This is a genomic window from Mycobacterium colombiense (genome assembly GCF_001665835.1).
Taxonomy (GTDB): Bacteria; Actinomycetota; Actinomycetes; order Mycobacteriales; family Mycobacteriaceae; genus Mycobacterium; species Mycobacterium colombiense_A.
Window position 1 is genome coordinate 1 of the sequence record NZ_LZSX01000001.1, and the last position, 786, is coordinate 786.

1 protein-coding gene is annotated in these 786 nt (G+C 62.2%); it reads left to right on the forward strand.

What is annotated here, in order from left to right:
* Window positions 1-232: 232 nt before the first annotated feature.
* Window positions 233-786 (forward strand): TetR/AcrR family transcriptional regulator (locus tag A5760_RS00005; protein ID WP_231122499.1); only part of this gene is annotated, 554 nt, incomplete at its 3' end.

Genomic DNA, 786 nt, shown 5'->3' on the forward strand with positions numbered 1-786 from the left:
CCAACGAACCGAACGCTACGACCCACAGCACTCGCAGCGTGCGGGACGGCGGAAGCTTGGCGGTAATTGGTTCCGCAATCGACTGTCGTGTGACCTCGGACGTAGTAGTCACGGGCGGACCCCCTCGGGTTGAGTAACTCGCGTTTCTCTAACGATAATCGTCGTTACCCGGGCACGCTAACATGGCGTGTCCAGACACGACAAGCACCCGCAACGAAAGGAGGCAGGCCCCATGGACCGGCCGCTACCTGGTGCACCCATCGCCCGCCTCGACGATGCACGACGCGCGATGTACCACGAACAGATCCTCGCTTCCGCCGAGTATGAGTTCGCGCGAACCGGGTTCAACGAAGCAAAGGTGAGCGCCATCGCGAAGACGGCGGGGGTTTCGTTGGCAACGGTCTACAAGCACTTCACGGGCAAGGACCAACTGTGGGATGCGCTCAATGCCCTTCGAATGACCGAGTTCGTCGACGCCGTCCTGACCCGCACCGCGACCATCGACTCACCGCTGGAGAAGATTCTCATGGGTGCGCGCGCTGAGGTCGAGTTCTTTGCCGCCCATCCTCACTTCTTGGCACTGCATCTTCACGAAGCACTGAGCTGGGGTACCGCGTCGGCCTTGATCGATGCCGGCCGCGGCGGACAGCGCGAGGCTTGGCGCACCGGCATGGAGATGATCAGCCACGCAGCGGAGGCGGCTATCGACGCCGGAGAGATTAGCGCATTGCGTCCGGCAGTTGTTGCCTCGCTGGTGATTTCCGCCCTGCAAATCTGGCTCACCGA